The organism is Tenacibaculum sp. E3R01, from assembly GCF_003318185.1.
GTDB lineage: Bacteria > Bacteroidota > Bacteroidia > Flavobacteriales > Flavobacteriaceae > Polaribacter > Polaribacter halocynthiae.
Genome location: NZ_QOCC01000026.1, coordinates 1 through 19,990, shown reverse-complemented (window position 1 = coordinate 19,990; position 19,990 = coordinate 1). Strand labels below are relative to the sequence as shown.

Here is a 19,990-nt window from a genome sequence, read left to right as displayed (position 1 = left end):
GTTTATATATTTTCAGTAATTAAAACTTCATAGTTGGCATTAATTCTATTTGAAAATTCTAAAGCTTCTCCAATTTTAACAAATCCTTTTTCTGCATCTATTACTTGTGTGTTCTTTATTCCTTTACAAAATGTTTGAAAAGCCAATACTGTAGCTTCAAGATCGTCTCCAGTATTTAGTTTACCATCAGTAATTATATGAAGATTGTGGTTGTAATCTATGTCAGTAGAAATTGATTTAACTTGTTTAAAACCGGCTTTTAAACTTGTTTTACCTCCAGTTTTAAGTGTTGTTAACACGTTTTCTAATTCTTGTAAAATGCTAGTATAACTTAAAATTAATTGAGCTCCTCCATTAAATAGAGACACAATAGAAAACTGTGTGTTTTGAGTTTTCGAGTTTTCAGCGATTTTATTGACTGCTCCTTTAGCATAAGCTATGATTTGCTCTTTTAACATTGAACCACTAGAATCTATTAAAAAGATATGATGTTGCTTTAAAAGGTTATTTTTTCGTTTCGTTTTCAATTCGAATTTATCAGTTGCTAAATATTGACTTACCGTTTTTTTTGTATCAGTAACTGAAATATTACCATCTATACTATTAACAGTATTTGTAGCTTGCTGTATGGTATTAGAAGCGCTTTCTTTTTGTTTTTGAAATGTGTTTTTAGGAATACGAATATGTATATTTTCTTCTTTTGAAGGATTGTTTTCAGAAGATTGTTCTTGAGATTTATTTTCTTGTTTTTGAGAATCGTTTTGTTGATTAGGGGGTGTTTGTGATTTTCGATGATTTAATACGAAATCAGCAATAGTATCGACAGCTTCTTTAGTTATTTCAGAAATGTTTTGATATGCAGCAAAAGCTCTTGCTGTTTTTACTAATAAAATATCAGCACGTAGTCCTTCTACTTGATGTTTGATCGCTAATTCACTACAATACTCAATAATAGCATCTTCTATTTTTATAGATTTCAATTTTATTTTAGCATTGCTAATTCGCGTAGCTATTTTTTCATTTTGCTCTTTGTATGAATCAATAAATTGCGAAGGATTATCATCAAATTGAAAACGTTGCTTTATGATTTGTTGACGTATTTTTGAGTCGGTTGGTGTTTTTATTAAAACACTCAAGCCAAAACGATCTTTTAGTTGTGGTCTTAGATTTCCTTCTTCCGGGTTCATAGAGCCTACTAAACAAAACCTACTTTTAAAATAATGTGATACACCTTCTCTTTCTAAATAATAATTACCAGAAGCAGCAGCATCTAGTAATATATCAGTAAGGTAATCTTGTAATAAATTAACCTCATCAACATATAAAACTCCTTGGTGTGCTTTTGCCATTAAACCAGGGGTAATGATTTCCTTTTTAGCATTTATCAATTGCTCTAGATCGATGTTTCCAATAAGTCTGTCTTCAGAAACACCAATAGGTAAGTTAATAAAAGGATAATTTTGTTGTTCTCCCATTAAATTGGTTAACGAACGAATTAATGTAGTCTTTCCAGTTCCTTTATCTCCAATTGCTAGTACACCGCCAATAAGAGGGTCAACTAAATTTAAAATAAGGGCTAGTTTAAAATTATCTTGACCAACAATAGCTGAAAAAGGAAAATTAGTATGTTTTTGATCTTTTATCATAATCCAGAAATACTATTATATAACCATATAACTCCAATAATAGCAGAAGCAACTCCTGCAATACCATTCATCCATTTAAAAATAGCTAAGTTTCGTTCTAAAAAACGACTCATTACTGCTATTAATACATAGCTGTAAACTCCCATTGCTATAATAATACCTAATGATTCAACTGCTAGAATTAGAATAGCGTCTGTTACTGTTGTACTACTTAGAACTAATGCAGATGTTAATGCACCTCCAGTACCTGCAAGACCGTGTAACATACCAATCCAGAATGATTTATTCATTGGGTTAACAGCTATTTCTTCTCCTTTAGTACCATGTAAATGTATAGGGTTAGACAGTTCATGCTCATGTGGCTCAATCTTTTTATGATCATTTACCATTTCATTAATAGCATGATTTCTTTTAATGGCTACAACTCCCAACCAAATCATAATAGGCCCAACTGCTAACTCAGCATAGAAAGAAATATCATTTACAAAAAGGGTTGCCATGCTTTTAAATAGTAAGGCAATTCCTCCAAAAAGTAATAAGGTTACAGAATGACCAAAAGCCCATTGTGATGCTTTAAATACAGTTTTGAAGCTGACCTTTTTTTTGTTAATAGCGTTTTCAGTTGCTAGTACTGAAACAGCTGTAACATGATCTGGTTCAAATGAATGTAAAATACCAGCCATTAAAGGCCTAATTAAAGAAGTTAAAGTCATTTTTTAATATGTTTAATAAGGGTTCCGTTTTTATGTATAAGGTAAATACTTAACTCTACCTGTTTAATTTTTATATGTGTATGTTGGTAACAATGTTCTAGTAATAATTGAAAGAAAGGAGAGTTTTGTTCAAAATCAAATAATTCAATTAACCTCCCAGCCATGTTTAATTCTTTGATTTTATCAGCTTTATAAAAACCAACTTGACGAGCTAAATCAACGACAAAATCTTTATTCCAGCTGGAAACACAACTATGCGTATCTGTAACTCCTCCAGCTAGTTTTACAGCTTTTCCTAGCATAATACCAATGCTAACTTTTTTAATGGGAGATTTATTTATTTTAGAGAGTGTTTCACCAATCCAATTTCCGTAATGGATAAAAGCATATTCAGGTAAATGATTGAATTTATTAGATAAATACTTTTCACTTCTTGCGCCTGAATTAATAACTAACTCTGAAATGTTATTAGCAGTTGCAACATCAATACCTTGTTCTATACTTGCTATATATGAAGAGGAAGAGTAGGGTTTTACGATACCACTTGTACCTAAAATAGACAAACCATTCATGATTCCTACACGTTCATTAAGTGTACGTTTTGCTAACTTTTTGCCATCCGTAACATATATGGTTACCGATACACCACATTCTAAATCATAATCGTGCAATAACTTTTGAATAGCACTAGTAATCATTTTTCTAGGTACAGGATTAATAGCAGGCTCTCCTATAGCAAGTTCCAAACCTTTAAGCGTAACAGTACCAACACCTTCACCTGCGATAAACTGTATTTCTTTTTCTTGCGTTAACTTTAAAATACATCCAATTTCGGCTCCATTTGTTACATCAGGATCGTCACCAGCGTCTTTAATAACTGAACATTTAGCGGTGTTTTCAGTAAACTCACAATGATGAATTGGTATTTCAAGAACTTTATCAATAGGTAAATGAACACTAACTGTATTAATCTTTTTTTGATGAATAATAGCCATCAATCCTGATTTAGCAGCTGCAGTTGCAGAAGTTCCGGTTGTAAAACCTTCTCTTAAGGGACCTTCAGGTACTTTTCTTAATCCCATTTTACAGTAGTGTTATTAGTTAGCGATAATGAACGTTGCGTACTAGTAAGTAAGTTTTCTAACTCAACTACATTAAATATTTGTTGAAAGTAAGGTGGGATTTCTGGTTGTGTGATGATGATGATTTGTGTATCCGTTTTTAAAGCAGCATTAATTTTTGTGCTTAAAAAACCACTGTTTCCTGTTTCTTTTGTTAAGATTAAATCGATAGACTTTGTGTTAATTAAGTCTATTTCTTTTTCCAAATTATCTGAAGGCAAACCTAAGATCAATTGTTTTTCTGGGAAGTTGCTTTCAGCAGCAATAGCTAAGGATTCTGGTCTGTTCAGTATTCTAAAAAAGATAGATTGTTTTTGCCACCAAGGTTTTAACCTTTTAATAGATTGAACACCTGTTAAAGCCAGTATTACCTGATGTTTTTCTAATAATTCACAAGCATCATCATAAGTATTTACATACGATACTAATGGGTTTATTGTTCTTGGAAGTAGTTTTCTACCAAATCGAATAACTGGTATTTGTAAACTTTCTGCTACGTTAGCAATTGTATTATGGAGCAGTTCAGCAAAAGGATGAGAAGCATTAATAATAATTTTCACATCGTTTTCTAGCAGATATTTTTCTAACTGTTTTTGATCTAAAGCTCCATATCTATAATTTGCAATATCATTTTCTTGAAAAGGAATATTTGTTTTTGTTGAGTACACAAAAGGCATCGATTTCTCTTGAAGCAATGTTGCTACTTTTTTACCTTCTGTTGTTCCTCCAAATACTAATATCATTTTCTTCTTATTTATGAATTATTCTGTAACTACAAATTTCTTATTAGTTCTAAAAATATGTTTCCATTCAGGGCTGTATAACTGCGATCTGTTTTTACGAGCTCCAATAGCATGACCTACTACAATTAATACAGTTCTAGTTTTTTTACTCTCTTTTACAATTTGTGCCAGGTTTTCTAATTTTCCTTGAAATATTTCTTCATCTTTCCAAGAAATTCGATACATAACTGCCACGGGTGTATCGGCATCAAAATGTTCTAATAGTTGTGCTTCTACTTTTTTAGCAATACCAACACTTAAAAAGATACACATGGTTGAATTTGTTGCTGCAAATGCTGAAATACTTTCTTTTGATGGCATAGGAGTTTTTCCTTCACCACGAGTTAATACAATAGATTGTACTACTTCGGGTATGGTGAATTCCGATTTTAATACTGCTGCTGCTGCACTAAAAGAAGAAATACCAGGTACAATAAAGTAATCCATTTCCAATTCATCAAAAATGGTCATTTGTTCTTGAATAGCACCATATAAAGAAGGGTCACCACATTGTAAACGAACAATAGCGTTTCCTTTTTTATAATGTTCTTGCATTAAAGATACTTGCTCCTCTAAAGTCATCATTGCAGAGTTTCTAACTACCGCTCCTGGTTTACACCAATTGGTCATTTCTTCAGGAATCAAACTTCCAGCATATAACACACAGTCTGCTTCTTCTAAATATTGTTTTCCTTTTACAGTTATTAATTCCTCATCACCAGGTCCTGCACCAATAATAGCAACCGCTGTTTTACGAGCTACTTCAGCGCTTAAAGCAACTGAAAAAGTGAATTTTTCACTGTTCTCTAAATGAATTTTCTGTTTTTCAACAAGTAAATCATTATTTCCAGAAAGTAACATCGCGCAAGATTCTGAAACACCATTAACACCAATTTTTGATTGTACCATTGCACTTGGGTTAGGTATCGTAACAGTGTTTATTCTATCAGAAGTAAATGTGCTGAAAGGAATATTGTTAGCCTCACTAAAATCTAAATAAGCTTGCTGTTCCGCTTTAATATCAATAGAACCAAAGTTTTTGATGGCAGAAAAGTATAATCCTTCAGCAGCTAGTTTTGATTTGAATGTTTCTTGAAATAGTTTAAAATCTAATTGTTTAGAGCATCCAGAACCAACAGATAGTACTTTCGGAATTAAAAATAAACTAGGAATTTTTGCTTCGTAAACTTTATAACTTACCGCAATAAATAATTCAAATTGTGTATAATCAATGTCTTTTTCATTATAAAAAACGGTTACAAAATTAGGAACTGTTTTTTCTAAATGCTGTGTGCCTTTATCTTTAATATCTAAAAGTAACGCAGTAGGTTTGTTATTAGCAAACAATGCCATTATTTTATTTGTAGCTATTGAACTTTCTGTTTGCCAATTAAATTGATTTCCAAGAGTATCTAAAGCCCAAATATTTTGTACATCACTTGAGGTCGATATTACAGCATTTGCTCCTAATACACTCGCTGTTTTTGATGCAAAATCATTCGCTCCACCTTTATGTCCGCTTAATACAGATTGCACATGTAACCCTAAATCATCAACAGAAATTACTGCTGGATCGGTGTTTTTATCTTGAATATACGGAGCAATTAAGCGTACGCAAATACCCAAGGCTGTTACAAAACAAATACCATCTAGTTTCATAAAATTATCAGCTAAATAGTCAGAAATAGACGTAATAGTTGATACACTTTCATTACTAGACTGTAAAGTAGTTATGACTAATGATTTTGGAAATTCTTTCTGAATAATAAGGGCTTTTTCTATTCCTTTTTCAGTGACTGCTATGATGGCTATTTTTCTCATTTATTTTAGTTCAGCTGTGTGAATGCTAATTTTATTATGTTGGTTTACTTGAATAACACTAGTATTTACGATGTAATTCAATTTTGTAAGTTCTTCTGTAAATATTTTAGTGCTGTTTTCTCTTACAGCGTTAGTAACGAATCGTACTGCTGGATTTAGTTGATGTATTAAATGAATCAATTCTTTTAAGCGTCCACCGTGACCACCAATGAAAACAACATCAGGAATTTCAAAATCATTTAAATTGAGATTAAAAAAATCATCAATAATAATAGCAATTCCAGGTGTTGAAAAACGTTCTGTATTTTGTTGAATTATAGCTGTGCATTCAGTTCGTTTTTCAAAGGCAACGATTTTTAAATGCGGAAAATGTTGTTTTGCTTCAATAGCAACAGATCCTGTACAAGCTCCTACATCCCAAAACACCGTTTTATTTTGTAATTCTAACGCATTAATTGTACTTAAACGAATAGGCATTTTAGTAATCATGTTAGCTCTATTCGTTAATGGAATAAAGGATGCATCAGGAATACCAAAAGGTTTGTGTTTAGGTGCTGTTTGTTTTAATAATGCACAGTTTAAATTATCATGTGTTTTGTTAGAACAAGAAACTAAATCTAGTTGTTCAATATGTTCATTATCTCCGTCTAAAGCTTCTCCAATGGTTATTGAGTAATTATCAAAACCATATTGCAGCATACGTTTCGCAATTTCGGCAGGTGTTTTTTTGTTATCGGTTAATACGCCGATTAATTCGTTTCTATGAATTAGTGCTTCATCTAGTGCTGACCAATCTCTACCGTGTATAGATACCGATTTTAATGTATTGTAGTTCGTTTGTGTTTTATGACATAACAATTGAATACTATTAAAATAAGGAGTAGCGCTTAATTTAGCATTGGGTAATAAGCGTTGTAACGTATTTCCGAAGCCATAGAAAAAAGGATCACCAGAGGCAAAAACCACAATCGTTGTCGTAATTTTTTTATACTGATTCATCAGCGCATCCATTTTACCTGAAATTTCAATCCAAGTATGGTTTTCGGGTAGGAACGATTTTACCAATTGATAATGTCGTTTTCCACCAGAAAAAACAGATGCTTCTTTAATTAATTTTAAGACATCATCATTCAATTTCGGACTAGGATGATTGCTAATTCCAATTAAATAAAAGTCGATATGTGAATGTATTAGCTTCATTTATTGATAACATTCTTTAATAACAACATCGTTAATATTTTTACGTTTTTCCCATTGTAAACGTTCTAATTCAGGGTTTTCATAAAATTTATCTACGTGTCCTAAACATAAATAGCCTATTAATTGTCTGTTTTCAGGAGCATTTAAAATGGTTTTAATCTTGTTTGGGTCTAAAATACTTACCCAACCTAAACCAACGTTTAAAGCTCTTGCCATTAACCACATATTTTGAATAGCGCATACTACTGAGTAAACACCGGCTTCTTTCATAGTAGTTTGCCCTAAAACAGGGTGTTCACTTGGTTTATAAAAAACAGCGATATTTAATGCCGATTCTACAATTCCTTCTAATTTTAATTGCGTGTAGGCATCGGCTTTTTTTCCTTCAAAAAGAGTTTTTGCTTTTTCGTTCTCTTCAAAAAAACTGTCTTTTATTTTATTTCTAATGTCTAAATCTTTAATAACTACAAATTCCCATGGTTGAGAAAATCCAACAGAAGGTGCATTTACTCCAGCAAATAGAATTTTATCTAAATCCTTTTGAAGAATAGGTGTGTTTATAAAACGATTACCTCTAACATCTCTACGAGCAAGTATTATTTGCTCTAAGGTTTCTATATTTTCTGGAGTGAATTTGTTCATTTTTAAGATTTAAAATAAGTTGAAGCTTCCGGTAACGTAAAAGCTGCATTTGTAATAGCTGCTGCAACATTACTACCACCTCTGTTTCCTTCAATAATAACCCAATCGGTAGTTGCAATTTGTGATAATTGTTCTTTTGATTCTAAAACATTCACAAAACCAACAGGTACTCCAATTATACCAACAGGTTTAAAAGTATCATTGTCTCTTAATTGTTCAACAATTTCGAATAAAGCCGTAGGTGCATTTCCTACCACATACAAAGCATTCGGGTGTTTTTCAATGGCTTTTCGAATTCCAGCTTGTGAGCGCGTAATATTTGCCGATTTAGCTAGCGCTTGTGCATCTTCATCATTTAATAAACAGTGAATTTGATTTCCGTATTCTTTTATAAAAGCTTTTGTGATTCCTGCTTTTACCATGGTAACATCGGTAACAATTTCTCCACCATTTTTAAGATGCGTATGCCAGTTTTCAATAGCATTCGGTGTTGCTGAATAATGATTAAAATCTTCTAAAATTCCTGTAGTATGAATAACTCTCGTTACTGCCCATTTATCAGCAATAGAAAAAGGGATTCCTTTAATATGATCGGTAACAATTCTAAAACTTTCTTGTTGAATTTCTTTACCTGTATGTGGTTTTCTATTTAAATAACCTCTTGGAGTAACTAAATAATCTTTAAAACGATAGGTTTGCGAGTTTCCAATCATTACCAAGCAAAACATATCTACATCTTCAGGGTTAAATTCTCCTAAAGTGGTAATTTTAAGTTCTTCTTCTGGTCGTGTTACATGTCTTATAATTGCAACTGGGGTAGCAGGTGAGCGTTCTGTTAAAAATATTTTCTGCAATCTACCTAACTGCCAATGTCTTTTTTTACTTTTTGGGTTGTATAAACTGGTTACAAAATCTCCCATTGCAGCAGCTTTAATTCTCTGCTCAATTTTGTTCCAAGGTGTCATTAAATCAGACAATGAAATACAGCAAAAATCATGACCTAGCGGTGCACCTAATTTACTACCAGCAGCTAAAAATGCTGAAACACCAGGAAGTGTTTCTAATTCAATGGCATCATCATTTCCTTTAGATACCACTTCATAAACAATGGCAGCCATGGCATAAATACTGGCATCACCAGAACCAATAACTACTACATATTTATCTTCTTTTGCTTTTTCAATAGCTTTATGAGCTCTTGCTTCTTCTTTACCTAAAGGCATCGAAATAAGTTCAGCATTTTCTTTAAAAAGTGATGCTCCAAATTGAAAATAATAATCGTAACCAATAACTACGTCTGCTTTTTCTAAAGCATTTTTAACTACGGGCAACATATAATTGATATCTCCAGGACCTAAGCCTGCTACAGTTATTTTCATTTGTTTATTTTTTTAATAATCATAAGAGAAAAATAAGGTGTTTCTCTTGTACTGGCAGTACTCCAGTTATTAGTTATAAATTGTTGATTCGTTCCTAAGCGTTCGGCATAAGTAACGCTATGTTTTTTAGTGTCGATTACAGCAGTAATTATATCAACAACCGATATAATTTTCATTAATACTACAGTGTCGAAATTAGCAATAGCCTCTTGTAGTTCTTCTTTGGTTTGTATGCGAGGAATTACTACTACTTTTTCGTTTTGTAAGCATAAAGGAGTTTTACTTTCAGATGCTAAATGCAAGTAAGAGCTAATACCCGGAATTAAATTAATAGGTAAATTATGCGCTTGTATTTTTTCTAACAGATAAGAAAAAGAGCTAAAAGTACTAATATCTCCTTCGCTAACAATTGCTATAGATAATCCTTTATTATACTCAGAAAGTATTTGTTGAAAGGTTGTTTCATAAATAACTTTTGCTTGCGCTCTCTCTAAATCCATTTTTAAATAAAATCCTTCGAGTTTTTGTGAATCTAAATTATAGTTATTTAAAATAGAATGTGAATAGCTAGCTTTTCTGCCATTTTTAAATAAAGAGCCAGGGTAATATATTTTATCTACTTTCTGTAAGGTTTTTAATCCTTTTAAAGTAATTAATTCAGGATCACCAGGACCTAAAGAGACACCGTATATTGTACCTTTTATCATATTCCTAAACCTTTTTTAATTTTAGTAAATACGCTGTTTTTTTGACCAACTTTTTCATCTTCTTCAAACAAAACACCTTTTACACCTAAATGATGTCCTACTTGTTCTTTTCCTACTTCCGATTCTAAACCAACAATTTGTTTTCTGTATTTACACAATTGGCAATTCATGTTTGCCGTACCATTGATAGCTTCGTCTAGTCGTTCATCAAAAGCTTTTAAAATAAGCTCATCGCTACCAAAAGCTTTGGTGTACACATATTCATAAGGAGAAGTTTCACTAAATGTTCGAATTTGATTATAAATACGCTCTAATAGTATACCAGTAAAAAAGAAAAAAGGGATCGCAATCGTTCGTTTAAAGCCCATTTTACTTGTTAATTCTAAGCTTTTAGTAACATTAGGGTAGGCGGTACCACTATAGGATACTGTTGTAAAACCAAAGCCCATACCTTCTCCCAACATACAAGCTAATTTATGAACATCAGAATTTGCGTCAGTATCGGTTGTTCCTCTACCTACAACCATTAAGCACACCTCTTTTCTATCCATCGGTGTATGTTTGCTTTCTTCTTCCAAAACTCTTTTTTGAGCTAATTCTAATAAAAATGAATTCACACCAAGGTGTTTTCCCATTTTTATAGTTAAGTCACTATAATAGCTTTGTATGGTATTCATTTCATACGGAATATCATTCTTAGCATGCGAACCCGCAAAAAGTATAATTGGTAACGCATAAATTTCACGGATGCCTTTTTGATACATACGTTCAATAGAAGCTTCGTAAACAGGATGGTTAAATTCTAAAAAGCCATAATCAACCTCATAATCTGTATAACGGGCTTTTAAAATGGAAACTAATTCTTTAAAAGCATCGGTTCCAGTTTTGGTTCTACTGCCGTGTCCGCAAAGTAAAATTCCTTTTTTCATTCTTTTAATTAATTGGTTTTACTCCTATTAAAAATACTACAGGCATTTGTAGTTCTTGTTTTTTTATATCGTTTTCTATCTCACCTAATGTTGAAGAAAGTAGCACTTCATTTTCTCTTGATACATTTGAAACCGCATTAATAGGAATATCAGGGTTCTTACATACTTCCATTAATTTAGGAACAATTTTATCCATACTTTTCAAGCCCATATACAAAGCTAGTGTGTTACCAGCATTTAGCATTTCAGCAATTCCTTTAAGCTGCGCGGTAGAATAATCTGCCGTATGTGCGGTACAAATTAAAATGGCGTTCGACTGTCTTCTTTCCGTAATAGGTATGTTTACAGAACTAGCAGCGGCTAACGCAGCAGAAATTCCTGGAACCACAGTAAAAGGTAAATTATGCTGTTTTAAAAACCGAACCTCTTCGGCTGCTCTTCCGTAGATGTATGGATCTCCAGATTTTATGCGAACTACATTATCTCCTTGCTCACAGTGTTTTTTCATCAATACATTGATGTTGTTCTGACGCTTTTCTTGATCGCCTTTATCACCATATTTTCTACCTACGTAAATATGTTCAGCCTGCGTATTTATGGCTAATATTTCATCAGAAATTAAATTATCGTGTAAAATAATTTCAGCATTTTCAATGGCTTCAAAAGCTTTTAAAGTCAACAAGTTTTTGTTACCTGGACCACAACCTACTATAGAAACTTCAGGTAAATATTCTTTTGTGAAAATCCATTCAGGATTTGAAAATTGGTATTCAAAATTTAATACTGATTTTGATTTTGAATTATCAACTATTTTATAATTTTCTTTAATTGGTACCTCAAAAATTGGAGGAGACATGTCTAATTTAATTGCTGCATTTTCATAAAAATCTTTTCTTTTAGGGTGAATATCTGCACAGCCATTAATAGTTTCACCGAAACAATCTTGTTCTAAAATTTTTTTAATCAGGTTAATTACATCTTTTTGATGAATTAAATTAACTGGAACATTCGGATTTTTTAATTGTTTTTTATTAGCAAGGAATCTTCCTGGATGACGTTTTGGACCTATTAATCCCGCTAAACGAAGAATCGTTAAGTTATTTCCAAAATGTTGTTGTAATAATTTTTCAGCTTCTATGAGAGCTTTACCAGAAGCTTTTTCAGGAATGCAATGTAGAGATTCATTTACAAGAGTATTGGTGTTTTGATATACCGATGTGGAACTAACAAATATAATTTTTGTTGTTTTCGGTGTATGTTTTATAATTTGTTTAATTTGAAGCGGATGAATGGTTTCAATATTTTCAATTCTCTTGGGAGGAAAATTTATAATTAACGTAGATGTATCATGAATAAAAGATTCCCAGTCGCCAATAATGGTATCAGCTTCAACTTTTATTCTACAGGTGTGAAAAGAATATGTAGCTAATGATTTTAAGTTACCGAGTCTTGAAGTACTTCCATTAACAGCATAACCGCTTTTTTGAAGTTGTAAAACTAATGGTAAACCTAACCAACCTAAACCTAGTATTGAAACACCTTTTTTCATTGTTATGTTAAATTTAAAATTGCGTTTTTTAACTGTATTTTTCTACAATATTCCCAGCCTTTATTAGCTATGGAATCGAATGCTATTTTTCCTAAAACGTCACCAAATTTATTTTTAAAACGAATACCAACTTGTTGCGATTCCTTTTGATAAAAATATTCCGTGCTAGAAATTTTAGCTTGTTGTAACTCTTTATTATCTTTTGGTACAGCTGCAATAGTTAATGGAATGCAAGTTGTTTTAGTAAATAATTCAAGTGTATGTGTTTTAGAATATTCTAACGTTTCAATATCATTAAAATCAATAGAATTTTGATTTGTCATAGTAAGAGTTACACCATCTGGGTTTTCTCTAAGAAATAAGAATAACGGATACAAATACTGATCTGAACTAAATCCTTTGGTAATAAAACACTCACCTAATTCTGTATCATTTTTTAGTTCAAAAGGCTTTGGTGTTATTGGGGCTCTTTCGTTGTTAGAAATTTGCTTATCCCATCCTTTTTTATATAATAATTCAGTTTCTATAGGACATTCATTATTTAAATGTCCTTTTACGATATGCGTTATTTTTTCGGGAGTTAATTCTTTATACCAAAATTCTCCCGGACTTACAATACAAGTAGGGGCATCTTCACATCTACCATTACATCTAGTTTTTATAGTATGAGTACTATCCCAAAACTCATTGTTTCTCAAATAAGCTCTAGCTTCTCTAACAACTTTTTCGCTACCTGCTTTTTGGCATGATCCTCCGTCGCAAAAGAAAAAAGTGTGTGTGGTATTGGCGATGTTTTTTCCCATGATTTAAAAGAAATATGTTATACTTAATTTTGTTGAAAAAGGAGTTCCAGGTGTAAAATGAATATCATCAACAGGCTGAGGTTCTCCTTGTAGTTGAGAGGAGTCGTAAAAAACAGCTTCTCTCCAGCTAGTATCAAATAGGTTTTCAATAGACAACCCTATTTGATATTTAGGTTTGGTATAATTAATAACTAAATCTGTAATAAAGTATTCTTGAGCAAGTACTGATTCATCTTCAATTAACGGACGCTCTCCTAAATAACGATAGCGTAATGAAGTATTAATCCCGTTTTGTAAGCGTAAAGTAGCACCTCCTGTTGAAGTAAATCTTGGAGCACTTGGTATTTTATTCTCACTTTTAGGAGCGTCTAACAAGGTACCGAAACTATAATTTAAATCGGTATCTAACCAAAAGTTAGGTAAGGGTTGGTATCTAAAAGAAGCTTCACTACCAATTCGTTTTGATCTACCTTTATTTTCAAATTCAAAACCATCAGGACTAAAAACAAACTCTGCATCACTTTGTAAATAAAAAGCAGCAAGATTTCCTACAAACTTTTTTCCTATTTTAAATTCTGTTCCAACATCATATCCAATTGCTTTTGGTAATGGATTTACATCACTGTTTTTTACTGCAGCATTCGCATAGTTTGAATGAAATCCAACACTAGCTTTAGCATATAACTGAATGTTATTTGTAGCATCATAAAATAAACTAACTTTAGGGCTAACTCTAAAGGCTGTAGTGTTTCCTTGTTGAGGTGTTGGTACTAATTCATTTACATTAAAATTGAAGTAATCAGCTCTAAGACCACCTAAAGCTGTTAGTTTAGGGGTTATTTGAATTCTTTCTTTTAAAAATAAAGCAATATTTGTTTCTTCAATATCAAATTTATTTATTGCCTTTAAAAATGTTCGTCCAATAGCATTGTTTAAGCCAATCGTATTGTTATTATGTTCAAAAGACCAACCAAAAGAAGTTGTGCTATTTGGTATTTTTAATAAGTTTTTTATTGAAATATTTCCTTTGTAAGCATATGCGTTACGATTCTCGTGTTGGTGAATCATATCACCGTTAACAGGATTGTTTTGGAAAAAAGAAAAATTAGAAAATAAGTTGTATTTGTTAGAAACATAATACAATTGATTGGTAAATTGGGTGTTCTCTGAAAGTCTAGAACTTAATTGTACATTAAAATGAATTCTTTTAGTATCACCACCTTCCTTATCATCAATAGCACCAAATCTAGTTATAAGTCCACTTTTAATTGCTCGTAAAGGTATTTGTCCTGAAGCATTCCAATCACTATGAAATGTAGAAAAAGAAGTTTTTAGTTCGTGAGCATCAGAAATAGGAAGGGTGTATTTAGCAAAAGTATTTAATCGTCTTAGTTTTTGATCACTTTCAAAAAAACTAGTGTTGTAGGTTCCTTCTATAGCAACATAAGCATTCTCATTATTATTCGTTAAAAAACTACTCTCATTTAAAAGGGAAACCATTGCTAAAGCTCTAACAAAGTTATATTGCCCATATTCTAGTTTAGCTACGTTACGATGTAGTTTGTTTTTTGAAGAAAATTTAGCGGCACCAGAAACCGCAAAATTACCTAGTGAAACCTCATGAGGCCCTTTATAATAATCTGCAGTTTGAACAGTTTCAGGAATTAAAAAATGTAAATCGGCATACCCTTGTCCGTGAGCATGAGAACTTAAATTAATACCGATATCATCTACAAGAACAGCAAAGTCAGTACCATGATCATTATCAAATCCTCTAAGGAAAATCTGTTCAGCTTTTCCTCCTCCAGCATGTTGCGCTATAAATAAACCAGGTACTGTTTTTAAAAAATCATGAGCACTGTTTATAGGTCTTAATTGTAATGAAATTTTAGAAACCTTTTGAATTCCTAATTTTTTTTGATTTTTAGAATTGATGACAATTTCAGAAAGTTGAATAACTTCCTTTTCTAGTGTAATATTTAAATTTTGGGTTTCTTTTTTTAGTAGAATGGTTTTCTGTAAATAGCCATCCGAAGTGAAGGTTAATTTTACAGGGAAATTTTCTATTCTTATAGAAAAATTACCTGTTTCACTAGTTGTCCCTTTGGAAACATTGTTCGCTGTAATACGTACTTGAGAAATTGTTAACTGAGTTTCTTGATCAGTTACTTTACCTTTAAAGGTATTGTTTTGTGCGAATATGGATAGTGAAAAACACAATGTCCATAGACTGCATAAAATCAATTTTTGCATTTAAAAAAGAAATTAAGCAGGTAGGGAAAGAAAATATGAATAACATAATTTTCTAACTCTTTACCCGAGAGTTATTATTATAAATTGGTTTGATTTAGGCAGGTCTCCTGACTTAGCTTAGCGTTCATTTACCTTCCCATAGTTTTACCTACAGTGGTTTTTATTAATGAAGCCTTTAATAAGCTTTACAGTTGCGGGAACAGTTTTGGATTTGCACCAAATTCCCTTTTAATTCTTATTCAAAAATTTTATGAAAGAATAAGAAACCAAAAATCGAAGCGAATATATAGTATTTTATTATACGATAGTTTCTAAAACCAGTTTTTTTCTTGTAGTAACAGAAGTTTTAGGAAGTATTATAATTTCAAATCCTTTTTTGGTATACTGTTCTAGTAGCGCTTTTTCTAGGGTCAAACAATAGTCAAATTCTTGTAATCTTTGTGCATCTTTACAGTAAATATCAAACCAAGTTGGTGCAAAAAAAACAGTTGTATGGTAGTTTTTTTTATAAGGAAAATCTCGTAAGTAATTAGGAATTGGTTTATTTGCTGCCGTTAAATAGGCTTCTAAATCTAATAAAGACCGATCACAAATTAGTGTGTTTGAATTTAATAATTCTTTTGTTGTTAATTCGAAAACAAGATCAGTAAATCTGTGGATGTCTTCCCACGGCATTCCGTTTCTATTATTTTTTTGCTCATTAATAATAACTCTTCTAGAAACTTCATCCATGCAAGGAATGGTATCTTTTAAAAGATTTATTAAAGTGGTTTTTCCAGTGCCTGGAGCCCCAGTAATGATATATTTTTTAGGTAGGTTATACATGTTGAAAAAATACGAGTAATCCTATTATAATTGCAATAAAAAGAATACTTGAGCTATAGTTAATGGTAGCAACTCTTTTAATTTCATTATGTTCTATATTCTTGTTGTTGTTTCCTATAAAAGGTTTATCAACTAATTTTCCATGATAATAATTAGGACCACCAAATTGACAATTTAAAATAAATGCTAAAGCAGCTTCTGGGTATCCAGCATTAGGGCTACTATGTTTTTTTCCTTCTTTGAAAAGAAAAGAAACCCCATGTATTTTAAACTGAACAAGTAACATTAATAGTGCAGTAATTCTTGAGGGAATATAGTTAGTAACATCATCTAGTTTCGCAGCAAACCGACCAAATAATAGATATCGATCATTTTTATACCCAATCATAGAGTCGAGCGTGTTAATCATTTTATACGCCATAGCACCAGGAACTCCTAAAATTAAAAAGTAAAAAAGTGGAGCAATGACACCGTCACTTAAATTTTCAGACATGGTTTCAAAAGTAGCGATTCTAATTTGCTGTTCATTTAAATTATTCGTTTCACGACCAACAATCCACGATAAACGTTTACGCCCAGCTTCTAATCCTTCGTTTTTAAGTGTATTAAAAACAGCATAGCCTTCTTTTACCAATGTTTTGTTGGCTAGGCAGTAAAACAACATTACAACCGAAAACACAGTGGCTATACTTTTAAAATTACATGCATGCAGCCACTTTATAATTAAATACGGTACCGTAAAAGAAATACTAACTAAAGTGATGGTTAAAAAGGCTCCTTTTAAAAGTTGGTGCTTATTTTTATTAAGCCATTTCTCACCCAAAGAAATACTATTACCAAATAGAATAATAAGATGCGGTAGCTTTTTAGGATCTCCTAAAAGTAAATCCAAACCAAATGCAATAACTAGTATGTAAATTGAAGTTAAATCCATTCTTTTAACGCTTGAATAAATAGCTGATTAGCGGCTTTATTTTGTGTTGAAAGACGAATGTGTTCTCCTTCTAAATTGTTGAAGTTTGTGGCGTCTCTAATCAAAATTTGATGCTTTTCTATTAAATATTTTTTTAATTCTTTTGCCGATCTATTCAGTAATTCAATTAAAAAATAAGAAGTATTACTTTCACAAACTTTTATACCTTTTACTTGTTCAAACTCTTTCTTAAAAATACTAGTTTCTTCTAACAATTCAGAGGCATTGAATTGAAGTGTTTCATAATTGTTAAAAATGAATTCACCTGCTTTTATTGCTAATACATTCACACTCCAAGGCATCTTTAACGGTAAAAGTTTACTTATGTTCGAGGGGTTTGATATGATATAGCCTAATCGTAATCCAGGAATGGTAAATGTTTTTGTTAATGAACGAACGACAATTAAATTTGTATGCGTGGAAGTTAATGAAGCAACTGATTCTAGATTGTTGGTAAATTCAATATACGCTTCATCAATTACAAATGTAGTAGCTGGTTTCTGCTTAAAAAGAAGTTCCAGTTCCTTTTTAGAAAAAATAGTACCAGTTGGGTTATTGGGGTTGCATATAAATAGAAGATCTGCATTCGTGTCTTTTACTTCGGTTCTAGAAATTAATTGATAATCCAACTTAAAAATACTACAAGCATCTTCGTATTCAGCAAAAGTTGGTGCTACAATAGCTGCTTTTTTTGTTGAAAATAATTGCGCTATTAAATAAAAGGCTTCTGTTGCTCCGTTGGTAAACAAAAATTGATTGCTATGAAGTTCAAACTTTTTTGCTGCTAGTTCATTCAATTCATTGGCAATAGGTGAGGGGTAACTTTCAATTCTATGAACGTTCCTTGAAATTTCATCAAGTAACGGTTTTGGGCATCCTTTATAATACACATTTGAACTAAAGTTGTGCTTAATTTCTCCTTCTATCAAATGAAGGTCATCACCATGGCCGTTTAACATTCTTGTGCGCTATTTTTTACGATGGTTTCCATGTCTAAATTTTCATCAATCCAATCAGCTAATTTATCAAATTGTGCCAATTTAAAAGCTTTATAATTGATAGCCTCAGCATTTGGGTATTTTACTTGTAGTAGTTCTGTTACAATTTCTTGATTGTCAAAAATTCCATGTAAGTAGGTTCCCCAACTTTTATTTCCATCAAAATAGCCCTCTTTCGTATTATTAATACGATTTAAATGCTTGTTTTTAGGTACTATGGTTTCTCCCATATGAATTTCATAACCTACACAAGGTTGTTCAAAGTTTTTAAACTGAAAATTACGCTGTACCGTTTGTTTTGTTTTTGTTAGAGTGGTTTCAATATTAAACAATCCTAATCCTTCTTCTTGTAAATTATTACTTTCTACTGAAAAAGGATCTTTAACAGTGTTTCCTAACATTTGGTAGCCTCCACAAATCCCAATAACAGGAATGTGTGCATATTGCTTTTTGATAATGGTATCCAAACCATCTTTTTTTAAGGCTATTAAATCTTCAATCGTATTTTTTGTACCCGGAATAATCAGTACATCTGCTTTGTTTAGTTCTTCCGGATTTCTAGTAAAATATAAATTGATTAACGGTTCTTGTTCTAACGATTGAAAATCGGTGTAGTTAGACATGTAATGGAGTTTTACCACGGCTACATTTAATTTATTTTCAATTGCCGTAGTTTTTCGTTGGTTTAAGGCAACGGAATCTTCTTCTTCAATTACAATATCTTTTGCATAGGGTAAAATACCCAAAACAGGAATCTTAGTGAGTTCTTCTAGTTTCTTTTTTCCATCAATAAATAAAGCAGTATCTCCTCTAAATTTATTAATAATAATACCTTTTACTAATTTACGTTCCCACTCTTCTAACAATTCAATAGTACCATACACACTTCCAAATACGCCTCCTTTATCAATATCTGCTACTAAATATACGCAGGCATTGGCAGCAGCAGCCATTCGCATGTTTACAATGTCTCTATGTTTTAAGTTTAATTCACTAATACTTCCAGCACCTTCCATTACAATAGGATTCTGTTTTGAAGCTAGTTGATGAAACGATTTTTTAGCTTCCTCAAAAAGCTGTTTTTTATTGTCTCCTAAAAAATATTCTTTTGCAGTTTGATCGCCAATAGGTTTACCATGTAATACAATTTGCGATTTATTTACCGATGAGGGTTTTAATAAAATAGGATTCATTGCTACCGTTGGCGGAATACCGCATGCTTCTGCTTGCACGGCCTGCGCTCTTCCAATTTCTAAATTATCAGGGGTAGAAAAACTATTTAATGACATGTTTTGGGCTTTAAACGGAGCAGGGGTATATCCTTTTTGTTTAAGCCATCTACAAATACCTGTGGTTATCCAGCTCTTTCCAACATCTGATCCAGTGCCAACTAACATGATAGGTTGTAGTTTTTGCATTTTAATTTTATTTTTTAGAAAAACAAAAATATTGAATTATATATACTTTGTGTACGGGTATTGCTGTTTTTTATTATTGGTGGTGGGAATATGTTGGTCATTGCGACGAGGCACGAGGAAGCAATCTGTTAGTTTGGGTTCGTCATTGCGAAGAAGGTTACGACTGAAGCAATCTGTTTATTGAGTGCATGTAATTAAGTTTTGAGTTAACAATAAAAAGATTACTTCATT

17 protein-coding genes and 1 riboswitch are annotated in these 19,990 nt (G+C 31.9%); all 17 genes read right to left on the bottom strand.

Going from position 1 to position 19,990, the window contains the following annotated elements:
- Positions 1–2 precede the first annotated feature (2 nt).
- The 17 genes from DS884_RS14995 to DS884_RS14915 all read right to left on the bottom strand — a co-directional run bounded on the left by DS884_RS14995 (position 3) and on the right by DS884_RS14915 (position 19,759).
- A complete protein-coding gene (locus tag DS884_RS14995) occupies positions 3–1,646 on the bottom strand; it encodes an AAA family ATPase (protein ID WP_113787330.1) in 1,644 nt (547 codons plus the stop codon).
- A complete protein-coding gene (locus tag DS884_RS14990) occupies positions 1,643–2,359 on the bottom strand; it encodes a hypothetical protein (RefSeq protein WP_093871579.1) in 717 nt (238 codons plus the stop codon). Before DS884_RS14990 ends, DS884_RS14995 begins: the two co-directional genes overlap by 4 nt.
- Positions 2,356–3,441 carry a cobalt-precorrin-5B (C(1))-methyltransferase CbiD gene (cbiD, locus tag DS884_RS14985; protein WP_113787329.1) on the bottom strand — a complete coding sequence of 362 codons (1,086 nt, stop codon included), beginning with the start codon at positions 3,439–3,441 and terminating at the stop codon, positions 2,356–2,358. Before cbiD ends, DS884_RS14990 begins: the two co-directional genes overlap by 4 nt.
- Positions 3,432–4,223 carry a precorrin-6A/cobalt-precorrin-6A reductase gene (locus tag DS884_RS14980; RefSeq protein ID WP_113787328.1) on the bottom strand — a complete coding sequence of 264 codons (792 nt, stop codon included), beginning with the start codon at positions 4,221–4,223 and terminating at the stop codon, positions 3,432–3,434. The genes cbiD and DS884_RS14980 overlap by 10 nt, the downstream gene beginning before the upstream one ends.
- An 18-nt stretch (positions 4,224–4,241) precedes the next feature.
- Complete coding sequence (cobM, locus tag DS884_RS14975; RefSeq protein WP_113787327.1) at positions 4,242–6,083, bottom strand: precorrin-4 C(11)-methyltransferase; 1,842 nt, start codon at positions 6,081–6,083, stop codon at positions 4,242–4,244.
- Positions 6,084–7,283: a precorrin-6y C5,15-methyltransferase (decarboxylating) subunit CbiE gene (gene cbiE / locus DS884_RS14970; RefSeq protein ID WP_113787326.1), complete on the bottom strand. Its 1,200-nt coding sequence runs from the start codon at positions 7,281–7,283 to the stop codon at positions 6,084–6,086. It abuts the gene before it with no gap.
- Positions 7,284–7,925, bottom strand: a complete 642-nt coding sequence (gene bluB, locus DS884_RS14965; protein WP_113787325.1) for a 5,6-dimethylbenzimidazole synthase — start codon at positions 7,923–7,925, stop codon at positions 7,284–7,286. It abuts the gene before it with no gap.
- 2 nt (positions 7,926–7,927) lie between these two features.
- A complete protein-coding gene (cobJ, locus tag DS884_RS14960; RefSeq protein ID WP_113787324.1) occupies positions 7,928–9,304 on the bottom strand; it encodes a precorrin-3B C(17)-methyltransferase in 1,377 nt (458 codons plus the stop codon).
- Entirely contained in the window at positions 9,301–10,011 is a 711-nt protein-coding gene (cobI, locus tag DS884_RS14955; protein ID WP_093871572.1) for a precorrin-2 C(20)-methyltransferase, read from the bottom strand. Before cobI ends, cobJ begins: the two co-directional genes overlap by 4 nt.
- Entirely contained in the window at positions 10,008–10,940 is a 933-nt protein-coding gene (locus DS884_RS14950; protein ID WP_113787323.1) for a sirohydrochlorin chelatase, read from the bottom strand. Before DS884_RS14950 ends, cobI begins: the two co-directional genes overlap by 4 nt.
- Positions 10,941–10,944: 4 nt before the next feature.
- Positions 10,945–12,489: a uroporphyrinogen-III C-methyltransferase gene (gene cobA, locus DS884_RS14945; protein WP_113787322.1), complete on the bottom strand. Its 1,545-nt coding sequence runs from the start codon at positions 12,487–12,489 to the stop codon at positions 10,945–10,947.
- Between the two features lie 2 nt (positions 12,490–12,491).
- Entirely contained in the window at positions 12,492–13,292 is an 801-nt protein-coding gene (locus DS884_RS14940) for a (2Fe-2S) ferredoxin domain-containing protein (RefSeq protein WP_113787321.1), read from the bottom strand.
- A gap of 3 nt (positions 13,293–13,295) precedes the next feature.
- A complete protein-coding gene (locus DS884_RS14935; RefSeq protein WP_113787320.1) occupies positions 13,296–15,545 on the bottom strand; it encodes a TonB-dependent receptor in 2,250 nt (749 codons plus the stop codon).
- A 79-nt stretch (positions 15,546–15,624) separates the two neighbouring features.
- Positions 15,625–15,831, bottom strand: a riboswitch (cobalamin riboswitch).
- Between the two features lie 11 nt (positions 15,832–15,842).
- On the bottom strand, positions 15,843–16,370 hold the full coding sequence (locus tag DS884_RS14930) for an AAA family ATPase (protein ID WP_113787319.1): 528 nt from the start codon (positions 16,368–16,370) through the stop codon (positions 15,843–15,845).
- Positions 16,363–17,304, bottom strand: coding sequence for an adenosylcobinamide-phosphate synthase CbiB (gene cbiB, locus DS884_RS14925; protein ID WP_113787318.1), 942 nt, complete (start codon positions 17,302–17,304; stop codon positions 16,363–16,365). The genes DS884_RS14930 and cbiB overlap by 8 nt, the downstream gene beginning before the upstream one ends.
- Complete coding sequence (locus DS884_RS14920; protein WP_113787317.1) at positions 17,295–18,302, bottom strand: pyridoxal phosphate-dependent aminotransferase; 1,008 nt, start codon at positions 18,300–18,302, stop codon at positions 17,295–17,297. Before DS884_RS14920 ends, cbiB begins: the two co-directional genes overlap by 10 nt.
- Positions 18,296–19,759 carry a cobyric acid synthase gene (locus DS884_RS14915; RefSeq protein ID WP_113787316.1) on the bottom strand — a complete coding sequence of 488 codons (1,464 nt, stop codon included), beginning with the start codon at positions 19,757–19,759 and terminating at the stop codon, positions 18,296–18,298. Before DS884_RS14915 ends, DS884_RS14920 begins: the two co-directional genes overlap by 7 nt.
- Positions 19,760–19,990: the final 231 nt, after the last annotated feature.

Coding starts and splice junctions, on each gene's coding strand:
- cbiB (WP_113787318.1), bottom strand. CDS start 17,304: ATGGATTTAACTTCAATTTACATACTAGTTATTGCATTTGGTTTGGAT.
- DS884_RS14980 (WP_113787328.1), bottom strand. CDS start 4,223: ATGATATTAGTATTTGGAGGAACAACAGAAGGTAAAAAAGTAGCAACA.
- DS884_RS14930 (WP_113787319.1), bottom strand. CDS start 16,370: ATGTATAACCTACCTAAAAAATATATCATTACTGGGGCTCCAGGCACT.
- DS884_RS14950 (WP_113787323.1), bottom strand. CDS start 10,940: ATGAAAAAAGGAATTTTACTTTGCGGACACGGCAGTAGAACCAAAACT.
- DS884_RS14935 (WP_113787320.1), bottom strand. CDS start 15,545: ATGCAAAAATTGATTTTATGCAGTCTATGGACATTGTGTTTTTCACTA.
- cobA (WP_113787322.1), bottom strand. CDS start 12,489: ATGAAAAAAGGTGTTTCAATACTAGGTTTAGGTTGGTTAGGTTTACCA.
- cobI (WP_093871572.1), bottom strand. CDS start 10,011: ATGATAAAAGGTACAATATACGGTGTCTCTTTAGGTCCTGGTGATCCT.
- DS884_RS14920 (WP_113787317.1), bottom strand. CDS start 18,302: ATGTTAAACGGCCATGGTGATGACCTTCATTTGATAGAAGGAGAAATT.
- DS884_RS14915 (WP_113787316.1), bottom strand. CDS start 19,759: ATGCAAAAACTACAACCTATCATGTTAGTTGGCACTGGATCAGATGTT.
- bluB (WP_113787325.1), bottom strand. CDS start 7,925: ATGAACAAATTCACTCCAGAAAATATAGAAACCTTAGAGCAAATAATA.
- cbiE (WP_113787326.1), bottom strand. CDS start 7,283: ATGAAGCTAATACATTCACATATCGACTTTTATTTAATTGGAATTAGC.
- DS884_RS14940 (WP_113787321.1), bottom strand. CDS start 13,292: ATGGGAAAAAACATCGCCAATACCACACACACTTTTTTCTTTTGCGAC.
- DS884_RS14990 (WP_093871579.1), bottom strand. CDS start 2,359: ATGACTTTAACTTCTTTAATTAGGCCTTTAATGGCTGGTATTTTACAT.
- cobM (WP_113787327.1), bottom strand. CDS start 6,083: ATGAGAAAAATAGCCATCATAGCAGTCACTGAAAAAGGAATAGAAAAA.
- cbiD (WP_113787329.1), bottom strand. CDS start 3,441: ATGGGATTAAGAAAAGTACCTGAAGGTCCCTTAAGAGAAGGTTTTACA.
- cobJ (WP_113787324.1), bottom strand. CDS start 9,304: ATGAAAATAACTGTAGCAGGCTTAGGTCCTGGAGATATCAATTATATG.
- DS884_RS14995 (WP_113787330.1), bottom strand. CDS start 1,646: ATGATAAAAGATCAAAAACATACTAATTTTCCTTTTTCAGCTATTGTT.